The organism is Streptomyces sp. N50 (genome assembly GCF_033335955.1).
In the GTDB taxonomy this organism is placed as follows: Bacteria; Actinomycetota; Actinomycetes; order Streptomycetales; family Streptomycetaceae; genus Streptomyces.
In genome coordinates this window covers 4,725,170-4,745,459 of the sequence record NZ_CP137549.1, presented here as the reverse complement: position 1 = coordinate 4,745,459, position 20,290 = coordinate 4,725,170, and the positions used below count along the sequence as shown (strand labels likewise).

Genomic DNA, 20,290 nt, shown 5'->3' with positions numbered 1-20,290 from the left:
GAGCGCCGAAGCGCATCGGCGTTCCGACACAATGCAAGGGTGTCCCTTGACGCCATTGAGGCCATTGACGCCGTGGACTGGTCGGCGATACCCAACCCGACGTGGCATCGGTGCGACGATCCGGAACGGGTCGCTCACGCGCTACGGCTGCTGACGGTGTCCACCACGGCCAACGAGACGGGCGACGCCGCGTCTCTCCTTGCCGGTGGGGGCTTCGTCTGCGGCCACGCCGCCATGGTGTTTCCGGCGGCCTACGCCGCCACCCCGGTCCTGCTGGATCTCGTCGAGCACGGCCGGCGGCCGCGCATCAAGGAGGCAGCCCTCGGGCTCCTGGCAGACGCGCTGGGCTACTTCCCGACCGCCGGGCACAACCGGGTGGACACTCCCTACGGCACCGGCGTCCCGCTCTGCTGTGCCATCGCGCGCCTCATCCGCGGCCGTCGCAGCGCCCTTCTCGCCCAAGGTAATTACGGCAAGCGACTCCTGGCACAGGCAGAGCTTCACTGGCGGATGACCGTCGAGGAGACAGAACTCCACCCTGACGGCACTCTGACCGCCTTCGCCGCACTCGAAGGCACACCCTTCGAAACACCGGGCGAGGCCGAGGTGCACAGCGCGCGTTCCGAGCGACCCGCAACCTCCGTATGGATCGACACACTGACGGCCGATGCCTCAGGCGCCGCGTGCTTCCAGCTCGGGCACACACCGTACGAGGCACTCCCCGGTTCTGTCCTCTACCCAGCCGAGTGCGGCCGACGTGAGCACTGACCTCGTTGCCACTAGCCTGAACCCGTGTCGATGGATCAAGGGTCAGCCGGTGCCCTTCAGCTGAAGTGGGAACTCTCGGGGCATGGTTGGGCAAATTGCCACCTGGCCGATGACTCCCAGACGGCATCGGTGATCGCCAGCTACTGCACTGACGCGTTGGCGGACCTCGTAGCGGGAGCAGGCGAGCTGTACGGGCAGCAGCGCTCAGCCCGGTTCTTCTTCGACGCCGAGCCGCAGGAGCTTCGCTGGGTGCTCCGCCCGACGGATGACGCGGTCGACGTGACTATCCACCAGTTCCCCGACGTCTCCGTCAGCCCCGACCTTCCGGACTCCCACGGCACGGTGATGTGGCAGGCGACCTATCCACGTTCGGCATTCGCCCACGCTGTTCTGGAAGCGGCCCACACTGTGCTGAAGGAGCATGGCGAGGCCGGCTATCTCGCCAAGTGGGCCATGCATCCCTACCCCGTCGCACTCGTCCAGGACCTCCGCAGGCTGCACATCCGCGACGACACCTGCGACCTGCCCCACGACCTGTCGTGCCCGTAGGCAGCCCGCGCCGCTATCTCGGTTTCCGTTTCAGCCAGCTGAAGACCCTGGCCGGCCATCTCCTCACGCTCGCCCAGGACGGCACAGGCGAGGAGCAGCGGGTACCGGATCAGCGCACGGCAGGGGATTCCCAACCCCGCTTGGCCGAAGGTCAGCACGGCCGTAGGTCGGCAGGGGAATACGAGTCAGGAAATCCTGGCTCGGAGTGCAACTCGCCGCCCCCCGATATTCGTTGAGGGCGCGCCCGGTCGCCGTCATAGGGTCCATCCCATGCCGAGACATGCCTGGTTCGAGGTCGACGACCCGGACGACGAATGCGAGTTCACCGACGACGAGAGAGCCTTCGCCTCGGCGCTGAGCGAGCACTGCGCGGCTTGGGCGCCGGCCGATGTCACCGGGGAAGTCGGGCGCCCCGAGGACTGGGAGGCGCTGCTCGCCTGGGTCAGCCTGTCCGACCGGGCAGACCCTCAGCACCTGAGCCTGGTCGATCTGGGCGTGCGCCTGGTCGGCGACCGCGTCCGGGGCGATCGTCTGCACAATCAGCTGTATACGCTGCCGGATCGACCCCACGCGTGGGCACTTGACGCCACCGGAACGACGGACCAACTCGCCCAGGCCGCCGCCGACTGGTTCCGCACCGTCCTCGACAAACCGATCGTGCTGTACGTCTGGCTCCACGAGGGATACGCCTACGCGGCTCGCTACGCCTTCGCCGACAGTGGCGAGACGCTCTGCCAGAGTTACGCGAAGACAATCGCCCCGGACGGCCAGGCGGCCGAGTTGACCGCGGCGGGGCACGTGCACGGCAAAGGGTGGATCCAGACCACCGGCCTGCCAACTCCCAGTCTGTATCTGCACATCCGGGGCGACCTGGACAAGGCCGGCGTCACACCCGGAGTCCCGGCGAGGACCAAGCGCGGTCCCCTTCCAGGACTTTGGTACGAGTGAACGCCTCCCCCGCCTTGCGACGAACCCCCAGATCACAGACCTGGGGGTTCGTCGTGCAGGTGGCGATCAAAGGGGCTTGATCAGGGCAGCCTCACCACCGTGAAGTCGTCGCAATACCCCGCCGCCGAACCGGAGTTCTTGTAGCAGTACACCGACGCCGAGGTGGTGGAGACGCCCGTCGTGAAGAAGATCGGCTGCTGTGTGTACGTCGTTGTCGAGCCCCGCAGGTACGTCTCCGTGCCGCCGAAGCTCTTGACGCCGACCGCGACTTCCTCGCCCGCGGTGCCCACCTTCGCCCACGCCGCCAGCAGGTAACTGCCGCCGGACGTAAGGCCGGTGACCGTCTGGATGGCTCCGCTCGCGCTCGCCGCCGTCTGCAACGCGTACGTTCCGGTGCGGGAGTTGGACGCGACGACACTCGACGCCGTGCCCGTGCTCTGGGTCCACGGGGTCAACGCGCCTGATTCGAAGCCCGGGTTGGTGACCGCGTTCGTAGCCGACGACAGTGGTTCTACGGCCAGGTCGTCGCAGTAACCCGCGCCCGTGCCGCCCGCGTTCTTCCAGCAGTAGACCGTCGCCGAGGTCGACGACGAGCCCGTGGTGAAGACGATCGCCGCCTGGGAGTACGCCGTCGACGCCACGTTGGTGTACGTCTCCGTGCCGCCGAAGCTCTTCACTCCGATCGCCAGGGTCTCGCCCGCCGTCGCCACCTTGCCCCAGCCCGTCAGCAGGTACGTGGTGGAAGGCGAGAGGCCGGTCAGGGACTGGTTCGCGCCGCTGCCGCTTGCCGCGGTTGTCAACGCGTCACTTCCCGTACGGGAGTTGGACGCCGTCACCGAGGACGCCGTGCCGCTCGCCTGGGTCCACGGGGACAACGCGCCTGTTTCGAAGCCCGCGTTGGAGAGCAGGTTGCCGCCGGTGCCGTTGTACGCACCGATGTTGGGGGCCGCCGTAGCCGACACCGTGTTGCCGTACGCGTCGTAGCCGCCGTTGGACGCGATGACCGCGCCCGCCCGGATCACCGGGGACGACGGGTGGACCTGGTACGCGTTCTTGCCCGTGTACGACGACGACGTGTTCGTGTTGCCCGCGTTGCGGAACTCCGGGTCCGACGTCACCTTGGCCGCGTCCGCGGGCTCGCGGGACGGGTGGTTGCCGTAGAAGAGGTTGTTGGAGAACGTCGAACTGCCGGTGGTGGTGAAGTAGTTGCCGGAGCCGTAGTTGAAGATCGCGTTGTTCTGGAAGGAGAGGGCTCCGCTGATCGACGTGCCGGAGCGGGAGTACAGGATCGGCGTGCTCAGGCCGTCCCGCACCGAGAACGTGTTGTTGTAGAACTGGGGGATCGCTGACGTGCTGCCGCTCTGGTTCGGGACTCCGCCCACGAAGTGGAGGACTCCGCCGCCGTGGGTCTGGGTGCCTGACGTCGGGCAGCCCGAGTTGCTGCCGTCGTTCTCGCTGATGTTGTAGCGGACCACCGTGCCGTCGCTCGGGACCGTCGACGTGGGCTCGTTGGCGATGGTGAAGGGGGGCATCACCAGCAGGAAGCCGCCGAGGTTCTGGTGGCTGTAGTTGTACTGGAACGTGGTGTTGTGGTTGCCCCAGTCGACGTCGAAGCCGGTGCCGTCGGCGCCGTTGATGTGGCAGTAGACCTCGTTGTTCTGGACGACGGTGTTGCTGCTGCCGGACATCCAGATGCCGGCCGAGGCGCCGTTGCAGTACTGGCCGGACGGCGGGCAGGTCGACTTGGCGCCGCCGTAGCCCGCCTTGTTGCCGTCGATCAGGGCGCCGTCGTTCTTGACGACCAGGATGTCGTCCGCGCCGTCGTACGTCATCGTGTTGTTGCGGATGACCGTGCCGGTCGTCAGGCCTGTGCCCTGGCCGTCCGCGTCCGGGGTCACGGCGACTGCTATGCGGTCCACGTGGTCGAACGTGTTGTTCTCGACCACCACGTCGTTCCAGGTCGAGACGGGGGTCGTGTGGTCGGTCTGGACGCCGACGCCCGCGTTCGTCGCGTACCAACCGCCGCCGTAGCCAGCGATGTTGTGGATGTACATGTCGTGGACGCGGATGTGGTTCAGGACGCCGCCGGAGCTGTTCTCGGCGAGGACGCCCGAACGGTACGCGGGGGACGAGGAGTTGTCGATCAGCTCCAGGCCGCCGATGTCCCAGTACTGCTGGTTGAGGAGGTGGATGACCGCGCCCGTCGCGCCCGCCGCGTCGATGACCGGCTTCGCGCCCGAACCGTACGACGCCATCGAGATGTTGCTGCCGGAGGAGCCTGAACCGCCTGGGGCGAGTTGGCCGGTGCAGGTGGTGCCGGCCTTGAAGAGGATGCTGTCGCCTGCGGTGAAGGTCGTGCTGTTGACGGCCGTTGTCGAGTTCCAGGGGCTGGCGCTGGTGCCGGTGCCGTTGGAGGAGGCCGAGCAGTCCACGTAGTAACTCGTGCCAGCCGCCGAGGCGTTGGTCGCCGTGACGGGGACCAGCAGGGCGCCCGCCAGCGCCGCGATCAGGGCCAGAGCCCGCGGCCTTCGACTTCGGCGGGTGGCGAAAAGTGGTCCGTCGGTCGAACCGAATCTGCGACGCTTCATTGCGCGCTCCTTGGATGGGTGGATGTGTCCCTTGCCGCTGCGTGCGGCGAGATTCCCCTCTTCACCAGGCGCGATGACCGGTTGCCGCCGGTGCGCCTGGAGCGTGTGGTGCTGTCCCGACGCCGGATTCGACGGCGTCGGGGCAGCGCGAAGCCAACAGCCCCGCCGGGTAGAGAAGTTGGGCCGCTACCAGGACGCCAGTGAGCCGTCCGCGTTGCGCCACACCGGGTTGCGCCAGCGGTGGCCGCGTTCGGCGGCGGCGCGGACCTTGTCCTCGTCGACGGTGATGCCGAGGCCGGGGGCCGTCAGGCGGTGGATGTAACCGTCCTGGACCTCGAACGGCGAGGCGTCCGCGAGGTAGCCGAGCAGGCCGCTGCTGTCGCCGTAGCCGATGCCGAGGGACTGTTCCTGGATGAGGAAGTTCGGTACGGCGAAGTCGAGTTGGAGGCTTGCGGCGAGTGCGATGGGGCCCAGCGGGCAGTGCGGGGCGACGAGGACGTCGTAGGCCTCGGCCATCGCGGCGATGCGGCGGGTCTCCGAGATGCCGCCCGCGTGGCTGATGTCGGGCTGCGCCACCGCGATGCCGGCGCCGAGGACCTCCCTGAAGTCCCAGCGGGAGAAGAGGCGTTCGCCGGTCGCGATCGGGATGGAGGTCGCGCGGACCACGTCGCCGAGGTCGCGGGTGAACTCCGGGAGGACCGGTTCCTCCACGAACATCGGCAACAGCGGTTCCAGGTACGGGAGTACGCGGCGCGACATCGCTCCGCTGAAGCGGCCGTGGAAGTCAAGCGCCAGGTCCCGGTCGGGGCCGATGGCTTCGCGTACGGCGCTCACCCGGGCCACGATCGCGTCGATCGCGGCGGGGGTCGCGAGCGGCTCCAGTTGCGCGCAGGGGTTCATCTTCACGGCGGTCAGGCCCTTGGCGACCTGGCCCGCGGCCGACTCGGCGAGTTCCTCGGGACTCTCGCCGTAAAGCCAGCCGTAGATGCGGACGCGGTCGCGGACGTGGCCGCCGAGGAGCTGGTGCACGGGGACGCCGTGGGTCTTGCCCGCGATGTCCCACAGGGCCTGGTCGATACCGGCCAGCGCGCTGCTGAGGACCGGGCCGCCGCGGTAGAAACCGCCCTTGGCGAGCATCTGCCAGTGTTCCTCGATGCGGGCGGGGTCCTGGCCGATGAGGTAGTCGAACATCTCCTCCACCGCCCGGGCCGTGGTGTGGGCCTTGCCCTCCACGATGGGCTCGCCCCAGCCGGATATGCCCTCGTCGGTGTCGACGCGCAGGAAGAGCCAGCGCGGTTCGACGAGGAACAGCTCGTATCCGGTGATTTTCATGCTGCGGACCTCCGGGTCCTACGGGGCCTATGGGTACGGGGTCTACGGGTACGGGGTCTACGGGTGCCGGACCTGCGGGCACGGCGAACTGGCCGCGCCCTTACGGGTCTACGGGTCCTACGGGTCTACGGGTCCTACGGGTACGGGGAGCGGCTCTCCCTGACAGCGGACCCGGTGTCACTCCTGCGAGCTGATGCTGCGACCGCCGTCCACGACCAGGTTCTGGCCGGTGATGAACGACGCGTCGTCGGAGCCGAGGAAGGCGACGGCGGCGGCGATGTCCTCGGGTTCGCCGAGCCGCCCGACCGGGGTCCGGGCCGCCGTCTGGGCGCGGTACTCGTCCGGTGCGTCGGTCCACAGACCGGTCTCCACCGCACCGGGCACCACCGCGTTGAACCTGATCCGGCCCGCGTACTCGACCGCCAACTGCCGTACCAGCGCGCTGACTCCGCCCTTCGCCGCCGCGTACGCCGGGAAGCCGCTGAACCCGAGCACCGCGTGCACGGAGCCGGTGACGACGACCGCGCCGGCTCCGGATGCGGTGAGCAGTGGTACGGCCGCCCGGACGCCGTAGAAGACGGAGTCGAGGGCGAGGCGGAGGTGGTCGTGCCAGGAGGTGTCGTCGAGTTCGTGGATCGCGCCGGGGAGGTTGCGGCCGGCGTTGAGGTGGAGGAGGTCGAGGCGGCCGGTCCACTCCTCGACCGTCCGGACCGCCTCCGGCCAGGCCTCGGGGTTCGTGACGTCGAGCCCCAGGTGACGGGCGCGTCCGCCCTTGGCCCGGACCTCGTCGGCCACCTTCTCCGCACCGGCCGCGTCCACGTCCGTGACCAGTACGGACGCGCCCTCCTCGGCGAGACGGCGGGCGGTGGCGGCACCGATGCCGGACGCGGCGGCGGTGAGGAGGGCCGTACGGCCGGTGAATCGGGAGGCGTGGCGGTCGGGGTGGTTCTCGGGGGTGGTGCGGCTCATGGTGTTCCTCTCGGCGTGACCGGCCCGTCCGGTCATCCGTCGTACGTCCTACGGGCGTGCCCTTCCGGGTCGGCCTACGGCTCGGGCCGACCGGTCCGGTCAGGTCGTGCGGGTACTACGGGTCGTACGGGTCAGGCCGCAGTCGCGCACCCAGGTCGTACGGGTACTACGGGTACTACGGGTACTACGGGTACTACGGGTACTACGGGTCAGCTCGCCCCGGCGGGCATCGGCCCCGCCGTAGACCCCCGCAACACCAACCGCGGCTCGGTCGGTACCACCACATCCCCCGGTGACTCCCCCCGGATCTCCGCGACCAGCGCGTCGACCGCCGCCGTGCCCAGTTCGTGCAGCGGCATCGCGACCGTCGTGAGCGGCGGGGTCAGGTAACCGGCGACCGGGAGGTCGTCGTTGCCGACCAGGGAGATGTCCTCGGGGATGCGCAGGCCGCGCTCGTGGATGGCGCGCATCGCCCCGATGGCCTGGGCCAGCGAGCTGGTGTACAGCGCGGTGACCTGTGGTCGGCCCTCGACCGGGGTGAGGAGTTCGCGGGCGGCACCGGCGCCGCCCTCCTCGGTGAAGTCGCCGGAGGCCACCGGTGCCGCGACGAGTCCCAGTACGGCGGCGTGCCGCAGGAACGCGTCCCGGCGGTCCTCGCTGGGGGTGATCCCGGAGGGGCCGGCGATGTGGCCGATCACCCGGTGACCGAGTGCGTGGAGATGGTCCAGCGCGGTGACGCTGGAGCGGGCCACGTCCATCGTGACGTTGCGGCCCGAGTCCTTGACGGCGCGGTTGAGGAAGACGTGCGGAACCGGGTTGCGGCTCAGGGTCTCCAGTAGGGGGTGGTTGGGGCGGGCGGAGGCGATCAGCAGGCCGTCCACCCGGCCCTCCTTGACCAGGTCGTTGAAGGTGTCGTCGGCCTCCTGGCCGTCGAAGTCCTCGGCGAGCAGGGAGAGATAGCCCAGTTCACGGGCGCGTTGGTAGGCACCGCGCGAAATGGTCACGTACGTAGGGTTGTTGAGGGCCGGCACCAGCAGGGCCAGGGCGTGGGTGCTGGCCCCGGCCAGGGCGCGGGCCCCGGAGTGCGGGCGGTAGCCCAGGGCTTCGGCGACCTCGTGGACGCGCTGTCTGGTCTCGGGGCGGACGGACAGGTCCTGCCGTCCGTTGAGCACCTTGGACACCGTCGCCTTGGAGACTCCCGCCTCCCGTGCGACGTCCACCAGCCGTGCCCGTAGGGGCTGTTCAGCCACGCGAACCCTCCCTGTCAACGACGTTGTCGACCACTCTGCCAGCTGTGCGAATCGTCCCCGGCTGCCGTATTCGCCGGGGGTGTGGCGTTCGGCATGCGGTGTTGCGTTTGACCTCTTGACACCTTCTGGCGCCGCAACCTAGCGTTCGCCGAAGTCGTTGGTCAACCGGTTTCCTTGGATGGATTTCAGTGATATATCCATTCAGGCCCGGCAAAACATCACGGTCCACACGCGGTCCAGCACAGTCCAGCACGGTCCACGCACAGCCGACGGGACTCGGCGAGCATCGCGGACCGTCAACTTTCTTCACAAACCCCTGCAAGCACGACGAAATCGGCATGCGCCGATGATGGGTGAGGTGTGCAATGAAGCGCTCCGGGAGACTGCTCGCGGTCGCCACCACGGTCGCCGCCCTGGCGACGTCGCTCGCCGCCTGTGGCGGCAGGTCCGACTCGACCTCGGCGGACGGGACGGTCACGCTCCACGTGGAGGCGTGGAAGGGCGGCGGCGCGGAGCCGGCGAACATCGCGGAGATCAACAAGGCCTTCGAGAAGGCGCACCCGAAGATCAAGATCGACTTCAAGTACACCACCGCGGACCCGACCTACACGCAGAAGCTGCAGCCCGAGCTGCTGGGCGGCAAGGCCGGCGACGTCATCATGGTCGACGCGGACAAGATGAAGAAGTGGGGCGCCTCCGGCTACCTCGCGGACCTCTCGAACGAGTCGTGGGTCAGCTCCATATCCTCGGCGGCGAAGCCGTTCACGCAGAGCGACGGCAAGACGCTGGCCATGCCGATGGAGCTGATCGGCATCGGGCTCTACGCCAACATGGACCTGCTGAAGAAGGCCGGGATCACCGAGGTGCCCGCCGACTGGCCGACGTTCCTCGCCGACCTCGCGAAGCTCAAGAAGGCCGGGGTCACACCCATCTCGCTGCCGGACAAGGCGGGTTGGACCGGCAGCTCCATCTTCCAGGCGAGCGGTTCGACGACCGTCTACCAGAAGAACAAGCAGTGGGACGCGGACTTCCTGGCCGGCAAGGCGTCCTTCGGCTCGGACTGGAAGGAGCCGCTCGACCAGCTCAAGTCCCTTGGTGTCAAGGGCTATGTGAACTGGAAGAACGAACTCGGCGTCGACGAGTGGTCCCAGGGCCCGCAGGACTTCAGCGCCGGCAAGAGCGCGTTCTGGTACCAGGGTGCCTGGCAGGTCTCCAACATCAAGAAGGCCGGTTTCCCGGTCTCGTTCGCGCCCTGGCCGGGCGGCGCCGCGGGCACCAAGCCGAACGCGATGCTGTTCTCCGGTACCGCGTGGGGGGTCAACTCCCAGTCACAGCACGCGGATGCGGCGAAGGAGTACGTCAAGTTCTGGTCGCAGAGCGCGAATCTGGCGAAGTACCTGGACGCAGAGCACGCCGAGTCCCCGTTCACCGGCGGCACCACGCCCGACTCGACGGAGACGACGATCTTCAACACCGCCTTCAACGAGGGCCGTTACCGCGTGCTGCCCTCCAACACCTGGTACGGCACCCAGGCGGAGACCGACACCGGCTCCAAGATCCAGTCGTTCCTGCTGGGCCAGTCCGACGCGGCGAAGACGCTGAAGGACATCCAGACGGCGGCGTCCGCCAAGTAGCCGCTTCTATGCGGACGTTGGGCTGCCCGGCCAGTCGAACACCGGCCGGGTGGCCAGACCGGCGGGCGATCGGGCCGGCCGTACGGGACCGCCGCGGCCCGCCGACTCCCGCCTCGCTCACCCCCGTTACGCCCACTCCCCCAAGGGTCCTGTCGGCCAAGGAGGTTGATCCCCCGTGTTCCACCGACGGCGTGCCACCATGGCCGCCTTCCTGCTCCCCGCGATCGCCGTGTACGCGCTCTTCATCCTGTATCCGCTGTTCAAGGGCGTGTACTTGAGCTTCACCGACAGCGTCGGCGGCCCGATCTCCCACTTCGTCGGCACGGACCAGTACAAGGCGATGGCGGACGACCCACAGGTCTCCGCGGCCCTGTGGCACACGGTCCTCTACGCCGTCGTGGTCGTCGTCGTGCAGAACGGCCTCGGGCTGCTCTTCGCGTCGATGTTGTTCCGCCGCCCGAGGGTCCGGAAGGCCCTGAACGTCGTCCTGTTGACCCCGACGCTGATCTCACCGCTGATGGCCGCGTTCATCTGGTCGTACCTCTTCGCACCGAACGGCGGCCTCAACGCCCTGCTCGACGGGGTCGGCCTCGGCGCGCTCAAGCACGTCTGGCTCGGCGACCCGTCCACCGCGCTGTACTCGGTGGCGACGGTCAACATCTGGATGTTCACCGGCTACTCGTGCGCGATCTTCCTCGCCAGCTACATGAGCATGCCGACCGAACTCCTGGAGGCCGCAGCCCTCGACGGCGCGAGCGGCTGGCGGCGCTTTCGCAGCATCGAATGGCCGCTGCTGGCACCGGCGTTGACGGTCAACGTGACACTCAGCCTGATCGGTTCGCTCAAGGTCTTCGAGTTCCCGCTCGTGCTGACCAACGGCGGCCCGGCCGGCGCCACCGACACCCTGACCCTGCTCGTCTACCGGAACATCTTCGGCGGCGGGAAGTTCGCCTACGGCGTCGCCCTCGCGGTGCTGCTCCTCGTGACCGTGGTCGTCCTGTCCAGCGCGACCAACTCCCTGCTCAGACTGCGCGAACGGCGCGTGTGACGCCGTACGGACGCCTCCCAGGACGTACGCACCCCGTCGGCACCGTTGGAATCGGACGGATCACCCCATGACCTCACCCCTCTCAACCGCGGTCCCCGCGAAGGAAATTGGCCGCCCCACCGGGAAACGTGACGCGCCGCAGCCCCGCACCGCCGAGCCATGGACGCCGCGCAGGCTCGCCGCCGGGCTCGGCACCGCGGTGCTCTGTCTCGGCACGGTCCTCTTCGTGCTGCCGTTCGTGTTCACGATCGTCACCTCGCTGCGCACGGCGGCGGACGTGGCACGCTCCCCGCTGGGCGTGCCGCACTCCTTCACGCTGAAGAACTTCACGCGGGCCTTCAACCAGATCCACTACGGCACCAGCACCCTCAACACCCTTCTGATCACCGGGCTTTCGTGCGCGCTGATCACGGTGCTCGGCGCGCTCGCGGGCTACCCGCTGGCCCGGATCACCGCGGGCTGGTCGACGGCGGTGTACCGGCTGTTCATCCTCGGCACGTCGATCCCGGTGTTCGTGGTCGTGGCACCCCTGTACCTGCTGATGCGCGACCTGAACCTGCTGGACACCTACGCGGGCGTCGTCTTCATCTACACCGCGCTCAACCTGCCGTTGGCCGTGTTCTTCTACACCAGTTTCATCCGCCAGGTCCCGACCGACCTGGAGGAGGCGGCGGCCCTCGACGGCTGCGGCGCGCTGCGCACCTTCTTCGTCATCATCCTGCCGCTGCTACGGCCGGTCACCAGCACCCTGTTGACCTTCATCTCGCTCCAGATCTGGAACGACCTGCTGGTCCCGCTCGTATTCCTCCAGGACCCGGGCAAGCGCACGGTCATGGTGAACGCGTACTCCTTCATCGACCCGCACACCGTGCAGCCGACCACCCTCTTCCCCGCGGCCCTGTTGGGCGTGCTGCCCCTCTTCGTCATCTTCATCTTCTTCCAGCGCCAGATGGTCGCCGGGATGTCGGCGGGAGCGGTGAAGTGACGGAGGATCAGAATCTCGAACGGCCCGCTCCCACACCCCAGTTGATCAGCACCCACGTCATGGCCATCCTCAGGTCGGCCGACGCGTCCGGGCTGCCCGCCGCGGCCCGTGCGCTCGCGGCCGGCGGGGTCACCTGCCTGGAGGTCACCCTCACCACCGGGGGCGCGCTGGACGCGATCGCCCGTATCAGGGACGAACTCGGCGCCGCCGTCTCGGTGGGTGCCGGTACGGTCCTCACCGCGGCCGACACCCGGGACGCGCTGGCGGCGGGCGCGGAGTTCCTGGTCGCGCCCAACGTCGAACCGGACGTCATCCGGGCCGCTGCGGATCTCAACGTCCCCTTCTATCCGGGGGCTTGGACGGCGACCGAGGTGATCACCGCGTGGCGGGCGGGCGCGGCCGCCGTGAAACTCTTCCCGGCGTGCACGGGCGGCCCGACCCACCTGGCCCAACTCCGCGCCCCGCTACCGGAGATACCGCTCATGGCGGTCGGCGGCGTGGACCTCGAAGCGGCGGGTCAGTACATGGCCGCGGGGGCGCTCGCCGTGGGCGTCGGCTCCCCGCTGCTGCGCGGCGCCGACCGGGACCCCGCCCCGGAGGCGCTGAGCGCCCTCACGGCACGGGCACGCGCACTGCTGAAGACGGTCAGGCCCGACACCGGGGCCGAGGAGAGACTTCTGTGAACACCCGCAAGCCTGTTGAGGGTGACGAGCCCTACCTCGTCACCGTGGGCGAGACCCTGGGCGTCCTGTCCGCCGCCGGACCCGGCCCGCTCGCCCTGGGCACCACCCTGCGCCTCGGCATCGCCGGCGCGGAGTCGAACGTGGCCGTCGGCGTCAGCCGCCTGGGCGGCCGGGCGACGTGGATCGGCCGGGTGAGCGACGACGAGCTGGGTGAACTGGTCCTACGGGAGCTGCGGGCCGAGGGCGTCACGGCGCTGGCGGTCCGCGATCCGGCGCCGACCTCCCTGCTCCTGAAGGAGAAACGGACGAGTACGCAGCACCGGATGCGGTACTACCGGACCGCGACGGCAGGTGTGCGCCTGTCCCCCGAGGACATCCCGGAGGAGGTGGTGGCGGGGGCGGCGGTCCTCCACATCACCGGCATCACACCGGCGTTGGGGGAAGGTCCGGCGCGGGCGGTCCGCCGTGCGGTGGATGTGGCAAGAGAAGCAGGGGTGTTGGTCTCCCTCGACATCAACTTCCGTTCCCTGCTCTGGAACGAGGACGAGGCGAGGAAGGCGGTCCTGCCCCTCCTCCGGGACAGCGACCTGGTGTTCGCGGGCCCGCACGAGGCACGGCTGGCGGTACCGGACCGCCACGAGCCCGAGGAACTCGCCAAGGGGATCTGTGAGTTGGGCCCGACGGGCGCGGTCATCAAGCTGGGCGCGGAGGGAGCCTTCGCGCTCGTCGACGGCCGCCCGTACCGCCAACCCGCGCTGCCTGCACGGGTCTACGACTCGGTGGGTGCCGGAGATGCCTTTGTGGCGGGCTACTTGGCCGAGCTGCTGGCGGGCGCCGCTCCCGAAATCCGGCTGGACACGGCGGCCCGGCTGGGCGCGTTCGCGGTCGGCACGGAGGGCGACTGGGAGGGGCTGCCGCGCCGTGCCGAACTCGCGCTGCTGGATCACCACGACGACGTACTCCGCTGAGGGACTGAACTCATATGTCACGAAAGACAGTTGACGGTGCATCAATCATGGCTGGAGCAGGGGTGGTTGCCGTCCTGACCGGTTCGTACACGCCGGACACGGGTGGTGAGGGCGTCGGCGTGACGGCGCTGCGTCTCACGCCGGGGGACGGCGCTCCGAGTGTGGTGGACGCGGTGGCGGCGAGCGGTGCGTCGTACCTGGCGGCGCACCCGACCCTGCCCGTCGTCTATACGACGCACGAGTCGACGCCGGGGGCGGTGAGCGCGTTCGGCCTCCGGGAGGGCGCGGCACCGCTACCGCTGGGAGCACCCCTGACCAGCGGCGGCGCGAACCCGTGCCACCTGACCGTGCACCCGGGCGGCGAGTACCTCCTCACCGCCAACTACGGCACGGACACGCTCCCCGGCACGGTGGCGGTCCACCGTCTGGACGCCGACGGCAGGCTCGTGGACCTGACGGACGTGGTCGAGCACAAGGGTTCGGGCCCGGTGACCGGCCGCCAGGAGGGCACCCACGCCCACCAGGTCGTCGTGGACCCGGCCGGCCGCTACATCCTGGCCACCGACCTCGGCGCGGACACGGTGTTCACGTACGAACTGGACACCGACGCGGGCAAGTTGAAGCTGGTGTCCGCGTCCCAAATCCGCCCGGGTTCCGGCCCCCGCCACCTCGCCTTCGCCCCGAGCGGCGACCTGGTCATCAGCGCCGACGAACTCTCCTCGACGGTGACCTGTCACCGCTACGACGCCGAGACGGGCACCCTGCACGAGCTGTCGCGGGTGCCGGCGACAGCCGTAGCGGATATCCCCAACCAGCCGGGTGGCATTGTGACTTCGGACTGCGGGCGATACGTCTGGGTCACCAACCGGGGCGCGGACACGGTGGCGGCGTTCCGGATCACGGGGGCGGAGCTCGCGCCGCTCGGTGAGGTTCCGAGCGGGGGTAGCTGGCCTCGGGGGCTGACCGCGGCGCCGGGGTGTCTCCTGGTGGCCAACCAACACAGCGGGACTGTCGCGGTGTTGGGGGTTTCGGGGGACGGGTCGTTGGTGGAGGCGGGGGCGGCGGTGGTCGCCGTGGCGTCGGTGGTGTGTGCGCTTGCCGTGTGACGGTCCGATCCGGCCGGGCTAGAGGTAGGAGCCCATCAGGCCGCGGTCCACCGTGATGGTGGCGCGATCCAGCGCGGGCAGCCCCAGGTGGTCACAGATCAGCTGGGTCAACTGCTCCTCGTAGGTCTCGCTCCTGTGGTCCAGTCCGGCCGCCGTGATGAGTGGGGCCAGCTTGTTGGGCCAGTACGCCCCGGCGTAGTCGGGATCCTCGTAGTCGACGCAGGACGAAGTCTGGCCGTCCTTGTAGTGGTACGCGTGGGGTCCGTGGCCCTTGGCGATGGACGGGTTGGGGACGAACACCACCAACTCCGCGCCCTGGGGGCACAGTTCGCGGTAGTTGACGCCCTCGTAGTCGTTGCGGGCGGGGTTGAACATGTGGTGCACGATCACACCCCAGTCGCCGGGTGCCGGGGCCTTGCCGTAGGCGAACGGCGGGCGGTGTTGTGCGGACAGTCCCTCGGCGAGGGCGGCCGGGGCGGTTCCCTTGAAGTAGACCAGGACGGTTTCGTCTTCTCCGTGTCGGTCTTCGTCCATCCATGCCATGACGCCGTAGCGGATCCAACTAGTCATGTTCAACAACGTATTGGACGCCACTGACAAACCGGCGGACCTCGCCGACGCGCCGCCGCGCCGCCCTGGCGCCCCTGCGATGGAGGCGGCGTAGTAGGTGATTTCGGTGCGGTTGAAGGTCGTGGCGGACAGTGTCCGCTCATCAAGAACCAGCCCGCGTAGTCCTGTTCGCGCCTGGTGATCAGGGTTTCGGGGAGGTCGAGTACGTCGAGCGCGGTCAGCGGGGCCTGGTCGCCCAGACCGCGATGGCGATACCCGTCCTCAGCCCCGCCATCGCCGCGCGCGATCGAAGCCGTAGGGATGCAACGCGCGCGGCTCCAAACCGCCCTGGACAGTGCGGAGTTGCCCGAGCGCGACGCCGAGGACCACGCCACGCACATCACGGCGGTCAATCAGTCGCTGGCCGTGATGAGCAGGGCCGTGATGAGCAGGGCCGTGATGAGCAGGGCCGGGGCGAGCGGGGAGCAGCTCGGGGCGATCGTCGACATCAGCATGAGCGCGCTCGCGCAGGCGTTGCGCGGCCGAGGTTAGAGCGCGCGCTCAGGGCACGCCCCGGGCCCGTATCAGCGGAACGCGTCCACATGGCGCGCGGCCCAGTCCGCGAACGGGCGCGGGGCGCGGCCGAGGACCCGTTCGACGTCGGGGCTGATGCGCAGTTCGGCCGGGCTGGGGGAACCGAGGATGGTCAGGGTGTCCTCGGCGAGTTCCGCCGGCATGCTCTGGGACATGGCGGCCTTGGCCTCCTCGCGGGTGAGGTCGTGGAACCGTACCGGCGAGTCCAGCGCGGCGGCGATGGCCTCCGCCTGCCCGCGCGGGGTGATCACCTCCGGGCCGGTCAACTCGTAGACCTCTCCGGTGTGTTGGTCGTCCAGCAGACAGGCCGCCGCGACCTCGGCGATGTCCGCGGGGTCGAGGATCGGCAGCCCGATGTCACCGAAGGGCGCGGCTACGACCCCTCGCGTGCGGATGGACTCGGCCCACCACAGCGCGTTGGAGGCGAAGCCGCCCGGCCGCAGGATGGCCCACTCCAGGCCGGACTCCCGCAGTACGTCCTCCAGCACGCGCATCGCGACCCGCGTCGCGCCGAACGGCCTGGTCGAGACGCCCTGGGTGGAGAGCAGGACGACCCGGCGGACCCCGGCCGCGTCGGCCACGCCGATGATGTCGGCCGGGTTGGCTCCGGTGGCGTGCAGGTCGCCGGAGAGCAGCAGGAACAGCGCCTTCGCTCCGGCCAACGCGGGCTTGAGGCCTGCCGGTCGGGCGAGATCGGCGGCCACATGGCGGACGCCGTCCGGCAACGGCGCCTTACCTGTCCGCGTCGCCGTCGGCGCGTGCCGCGACACCGCCGTCACCTGCTGCCCCGCCTCCGCCAGCGCCCGCGTCAACGGCCGGCCGATGTTCCCGGTAGCCCCGGTCACCACGATCATGTTCAGCTCCCTTGTCGCCTGTACTTCTACGGCCGTCACGCTAGAAGCTGGGCTAACTTTTGGTAAGGACATACCCCGAGGTAAGCTCATAACATGACGGAAGGCGTGCAGGAGAGAAGGGGCGAGCCGGGTCCGCGGTATGAGGTGTTTCACACCGACTGCCTCGCCCGCGACATGGTCGACCACGTGACCAGCAGATGGGGCGTCTGGGTCCTGATCGCCCTGCGCGGCACCAGCCTCCGCTTCTACGAACTCCGCGAGAGCATCCAGGGCATCAGCGAGAAGATGCTCGCCCAGACCCTCCGCACCCTGGTCCAGGACGGCCTCCTCTGGCGCGAGGTCGAACCGACGACACCACCCCAAGTCACGTACGGACTCACCGAGTTCGGCCGGGAGGTCGGCGAACCGCTGTCGGAACTGTTCGACCGGATCACGCGGCGGTTGTCGGCGGACGGCGCGGGACAGCGACCCCGGCCCGGCTCCCCCACCTAGGCGCGTCGAGCGGCAGCTCCCCTTGCTCCCGCTCCTCGCCCACCCTCACCGCGCCCGTCCCCCGGGTCGCCCCACCCCCGGCAACACCTCCGCACAAGCCACCGCATACGGCCAGATCGCCGCCCCGATCTCCTCCGGCGTCCCCGGGCAGTCCCGTCGTAGCCAATCCATGACCGTGCCCAGTACCGCCCCCGCCAGGAAGGCGGAGACCGGGTCGTGCGGGAAGTCGTCCGCGGCGGATCCCTCATCGGCGTCCAGGCCCCGGCTGACGCGGGCCGCCAGTGTGATCCGGTGGAGGAGGTGGTTGATCATGCGGGCGCTGCCCTCGTCGCAGAGGAGCGCCCGGTACAGGGGGGCGTTGGCGGCGACATGGGTGAACAGGGCCGGCAGAGGGTTCGGCAACGGGGCGCCGTCCGGGGTCAGTTGGCTGTGTGGGATCGGGGCCACGGCCACCAACTCGTCGTACGTCGACGTGCAGGCCGCCACCGCGAGGTCGTGGACGTCGACGTAGTGCTCGTAGAACGTCGAGCGGTTGACGCCGGCGCGTTTGGTGAGGTCGGCGACGGATATCTGGCGCAGTTCGCGCTCGGTGATCAGGTCGCGGAGGGCGGATTCCAGGGCGGCGCGGGAGCGGAGGACCCGGCGGTCGGGGAGGCCGTGGCGTTCAGGGGGTTGCGCTGGCATGCCGTAACAGTATTCTCCCCAACATCTGCTGGTTATCCGACAGTTGTTGGATAGGAGTCCCCCATGGCCACGTTCGTTCTCGTGCACGGCGGCAGTCACGGCGGTTGGTGCTATCAGCGCGTCGCGCGGATCCTGCGGGCGGGCGGGCACGACGTCCACGCCCCGACACTCACCGGGCTCGGTGAGCGCGCCCATCTGCTCACGCCCGGGGTCGATCTCGACACCCACATCACCGATGTCGTTCAACTCCTCGTGTATGAGGGGCTGTTCGACGCCATTCTGGTCGGGCACAGCTACGGCGGCATGGTCATCACCGGTGTCGCCGACCGCGCCCTCGACCGCGTCGGCCACCTCGTGTACCTGGACGCGGCCACCCCGGCGAACGGACAGTCCCTCGCCGAACTGGCACCGGAGTTGATGGCCGCGTCACGGGCCATGGGGCGGGTCGTCGACGGGGTGGAGCTCGTCAACTTCCCCGGTGAAGGACCCATGCCCCACTACGGGTTGACCGATCCGGACGACATCGCCTGGCTGGCGCCGAAGATCACCCCGCATCCGTGGAAGTGCTTCGACCAGCCGCTGCGGCTCCACGACGAGGCGGGCGTGCGGGCGCTTCCGCAGTCCCAGATCGTATGCACCTCGACGCTGCCGTACCGCGATCCGGCGGACCTCCAACCGGCGCGCGCGGCTGGGCGGTTGTGGGACATCGACACCGGCCACGATCTGATGGTGAGCGAGCCGCAGGCCGTGGCCGGGTTCCTGGAGCTGGTGGCGGCGGCATGACGGCCGGCCGGTAACCGGCTCACAGAAACAGCTGACCGTCAGTCACATTACCGAAACGTAACCTACCGACGGGTATCACGAGTAACTTACCCGCAGGTAAGTTCCAGGCGAACCATTCTCCGGACGGCCGCTCCACAGGAGGTTCGCCATGCCCGCACGCATGCCCGCACGCATCCCCGCCCGCACCCGACACCTGCTCGCCGCCGCGATCACCGCCGCCGCCTGCCTCTCCGCCCAGTGCCTCGCCCTCACCAGCGCCAGCGCCTCGGACGAGGTCGTCTCCCGAGGCGTCACCATCCCCGCGTTCTACAACCCGCCCACCACCCTGCCCGCCGCCGACGGCACCGTCGTCCGCAGCGAGCCCCTCCCCCTCGCCCTGAGCCTCCCCGGCCTCGACGGCAGCACCCTGCCCGGCACCGCGACCCGCCTGATGTACAAGTCCACCGACTCGAACGGCCGGCCCGTCGCCGTCACCGGCGCCTACGTCGAACCCTCCGCCGACTGGTCCGGCGCCGGTCCGCGCCCCCTCGTCGCCGTCGCCCCCGGCACCCTGGGACAGGGCGACCAGTGCTCCGCGTCCATGGGACTGGAGCACCCGCTGTCCCTCAACAGCCAGACGGTGTCGGTCGGTTACGAGGATCTGGCGATCTACCGGCTGCTCGCCGAGGGTGTCGCCGTCGTCGTCACCGACTACGTGGGGCTGGGCGCCACCGACCGGCTGCACACCTACGTCAACCGGATCGACGAGGCACACGCGGTGCTGGACGCCGTGCGCGCCGCGCGCTCCCTCGACGGGGCAACTGTCAGCGCCGCCTCACCAGTTGGGCTCTACGGCTACAGCCAGGGTGGCGGGGCGACCGCGGCCGCCGCCGAACTCCAGTCCTCCTACGCCCCCGACGTCACCCTCGCCGGAACGTACGCCGGTGCCCCGCCCGCCGATCTGACCTCCGTCACCAAGGCCATCGACGGCAGCGAACTCGCGGGCGCGCTCGGCTGGTCGCTCAACGGGTTCCTGCAGTCCGACCCGGATCTGAAGCCGCTTGCGGAGGCGCATCTCAACGACGCCGGGAAGGCCGCGCTCACCGATCTGTCGACGATGTGCGTCGGGGACGCGCTGTTCGGCTACGGCTATACGCGGAGCAGCAGTTGGACCACCGACGGGGAGTCCGTCAGCGACATCATCGCCTCGACTCCCGCACTCCAGACGTTCCTTGACGAGCAGCGCATCGGCAGGCTGAAACCCTCCGGGCCCGTCCGGCTCGCCACCGGCGTCAGCGACAACCTCGTCCCGCACGCGCAGGCCCGCCGACTCGCCCTGGACTGGTGCGCGTTGGGCGGCGACGTCACGTACAAGGCCGTCGTCCTGCCCAGTGTCGGCAGCGCGCTCCTCAACCACTTCGCGCCGCTCCTCACCGACCAGGGCGACGCGATCTCCTGGCTCACCGACCGCCTCGCGGGCCGGCCCACCGCCTCCAACTGCTGGTCCATGCCGGTACAGCCCTGACG

Annotated in this window: 19 protein-coding genes and 1 pseudogene; 13 read left to right on the top strand and 7 right to left on the bottom strand. The window is 69.4% G+C overall.

What is annotated here, in order from left to right; genetic code table 11:
- The first annotated feature begins 39 nt into the window (after positions 1 to 39).
- From R2B38_RS21110 to R2B38_RS21100, 3 genes are all read left to right on the top strand, one after another.
- Complete coding sequence (locus tag R2B38_RS21110; protein ID WP_318017622.1) at positions 40 to 768, top strand: hypothetical protein; 729 nt, start codon at positions 40 to 42, stop codon at positions 766 to 768.
- 30 nt (positions 769 to 798) lie between these two features.
- Positions 799 to 1,317, top strand: a complete 519-nt coding sequence (locus R2B38_RS21105) for a hypothetical protein (RefSeq protein WP_318021754.1) — start codon at positions 799 to 801, stop codon at positions 1,315 to 1,317.
- Positions 1,318 to 1,587: 270 nt separating this feature from the next.
- Complete coding sequence (locus R2B38_RS21100) at positions 1,588 to 2,265, top strand: hypothetical protein (protein ID WP_318017621.1); 678 nt, start codon at positions 1,588 to 1,590, stop codon at positions 2,263 to 2,265.
- Positions 2,266 to 2,345: 80 nt separating this feature from the next.
- Here the strand turns inward: R2B38_RS21100 and R2B38_RS21095 are convergent, their stop codons facing one another.
- The 4 genes from R2B38_RS21095 to R2B38_RS21080 form a co-directional block, all read right to left on the bottom strand.
- Positions 2,346 to 4,853, bottom strand: a complete 2,508-nt coding sequence (locus R2B38_RS21095) for a right-handed parallel beta-helix repeat-containing protein (RefSeq protein WP_318017620.1) — start codon at positions 4,851 to 4,853, stop codon at positions 2,346 to 2,348.
- A gap of 186 nt (positions 4,854 to 5,039) precedes the next feature.
- Entirely contained in the window at positions 5,040 to 6,185 is a 1,146-nt protein-coding gene (dgoD, locus tag R2B38_RS21090) for a galactonate dehydratase (protein ID WP_318017619.1), read from the bottom strand.
- Between the two features lie 177 nt (positions 6,186 to 6,362).
- Positions 6,363 to 7,154 (bottom strand): SDR family NAD(P)-dependent oxidoreductase, encoded by a 792-nt coding sequence (locus tag R2B38_RS21085; RefSeq protein WP_318017618.1) that lies wholly within the window; start codon positions 7,152 to 7,154, stop codon positions 6,363 to 6,365.
- Positions 7,155 to 7,363: 209 nt separating this feature from the next.
- Entirely contained in the window at positions 7,364 to 8,404 is a 1,041-nt protein-coding gene (locus R2B38_RS21080; protein WP_318017617.1) for a LacI family DNA-binding transcriptional regulator, read from the bottom strand.
- Positions 8,405 to 8,769: 365 nt separating this feature from the next.
- On the opposite strand from R2B38_RS21080, the gene R2B38_RS21075 reads away from it, so the two are divergent.
- The 6 genes from R2B38_RS21075 (at position 8,770) to R2B38_RS21050 (ending at position 14,828) form a co-directional block, all read left to right on the top strand.
- Positions 8,770 to 10,038 carry an ABC transporter substrate-binding protein gene (locus R2B38_RS21075; protein ID WP_318017616.1) on the top strand — a complete coding sequence of 423 codons (1,269 nt, stop codon included), beginning with the start codon at positions 8,770 to 8,772 and terminating at the stop codon, positions 10,036 to 10,038.
- A gap of 175 nt (positions 10,039 to 10,213) precedes the next feature.
- Positions 10,214 to 11,086, top strand: coding sequence for a sugar ABC transporter permease (locus R2B38_RS21070; protein WP_318017615.1), 873 nt, complete (start codon positions 10,214 to 10,216; stop codon positions 11,084 to 11,086).
- A 67-nt stretch (positions 11,087 to 11,153) separates the two neighbouring features.
- Positions 11,154 to 12,071, top strand: coding sequence for a carbohydrate ABC transporter permease (locus R2B38_RS21065; RefSeq protein ID WP_318017614.1), 918 nt, complete (start codon positions 11,154 to 11,156; stop codon positions 12,069 to 12,071).
- On the top strand, positions 12,068 to 12,754 hold the full coding sequence (locus tag R2B38_RS21060) for a bifunctional 4-hydroxy-2-oxoglutarate aldolase/2-dehydro-3-deoxy-phosphogluconate aldolase (protein WP_318017613.1): 687 nt from the start codon (positions 12,068 to 12,070) through the stop codon (positions 12,752 to 12,754). Before R2B38_RS21065 ends, R2B38_RS21060 begins: the two co-directional genes overlap by 4 nt.
- The gene (locus R2B38_RS21055; protein ID WP_318017612.1) at positions 12,751 to 13,722 is read left to right on the top strand and encodes a sugar kinase; all 972 of its coding nucleotides are present in this window, start codon (positions 12,751 to 12,753) and stop codon (positions 13,720 to 13,722) included. Before R2B38_RS21060 ends, R2B38_RS21055 begins: the two co-directional genes overlap by 4 nt.
- A 47-nt stretch (positions 13,723 to 13,769) precedes the next feature.
- The gene (locus R2B38_RS21050) at positions 13,770 to 14,828 is read left to right on the top strand and encodes a lactonase family protein (protein WP_318017611.1); all 1,059 of its coding nucleotides are present in this window, start codon (positions 13,770 to 13,772) and stop codon (positions 14,826 to 14,828) included.
- Between the two features lie 18 nt (positions 14,829 to 14,846).
- Here R2B38_RS21050 and R2B38_RS21045 read toward each other — a convergent pair whose 3' ends face one another.
- A complete protein-coding gene (locus R2B38_RS21045) occupies positions 14,847 to 15,398 on the bottom strand; it encodes a hypothetical protein (RefSeq protein WP_318017610.1) in 552 nt (183 codons plus the stop codon).
- 227 nt (positions 15,399 to 15,625) lie between these two features.
- Between R2B38_RS21045 and R2B38_RS21040 the strand changes: the two are divergent.
- Positions 15,626 to 15,929, top strand: a pseudogene (locus R2B38_RS21040) (hypothetical protein); the annotation flags it as partial.
- Between the two features lie 32 nt (positions 15,930 to 15,961).
- On the opposite strand, the gene R2B38_RS21035 reads toward R2B38_RS21040, so the two are convergent.
- A complete protein-coding gene (locus R2B38_RS21035) occupies positions 15,962 to 16,825 on the bottom strand; it encodes an SDR family oxidoreductase (RefSeq protein WP_318017609.1) in 864 nt (287 codons plus the stop codon).
- A 93-nt stretch (positions 16,826 to 16,918) separates the two neighbouring features.
- Here R2B38_RS21035 and R2B38_RS21030 point away from each other — a divergent pair, with 93 nt between their 5' ends.
- Complete coding sequence (locus R2B38_RS21030; protein ID WP_318017608.1) at positions 16,919 to 17,317, top strand: helix-turn-helix domain-containing protein; 399 nt, start codon at positions 16,919 to 16,921, stop codon at positions 17,315 to 17,317.
- A 45-nt stretch (positions 17,318 to 17,362) separates the two neighbouring features.
- Here R2B38_RS21030 and R2B38_RS21025 read toward each other — a convergent pair whose 3' ends face one another.
- Positions 17,363 to 18,001, bottom strand: a complete 639-nt coding sequence (locus R2B38_RS21025) for a TetR/AcrR family transcriptional regulator (RefSeq protein ID WP_318017607.1) — start codon at positions 17,999 to 18,001, stop codon at positions 17,363 to 17,365.
- A 63-nt stretch (positions 18,002 to 18,064) separates the two neighbouring features.
- Between R2B38_RS21025 and R2B38_RS21020 the strand changes: the two genes are divergently transcribed.
- Together R2B38_RS21020 and R2B38_RS21015 are read left to right on the top strand one after the other, a co-directional pair.
- Complete coding sequence (locus tag R2B38_RS21020) at positions 18,065 to 18,784, top strand: alpha/beta hydrolase family protein (protein WP_318017606.1); 720 nt, start codon at positions 18,065 to 18,067, stop codon at positions 18,782 to 18,784.
- A 172-nt stretch (positions 18,785 to 18,956) separates the two neighbouring features.
- Positions 18,957 to 20,288, top strand: coding sequence for a lipase family protein (locus R2B38_RS21015; protein ID WP_318021753.1), 1,332 nt, complete (start codon positions 18,957 to 18,959; stop codon positions 20,286 to 20,288).
- The last annotated feature ends 2 nt before the right edge of the window (positions 20,289 to 20,290 follow it).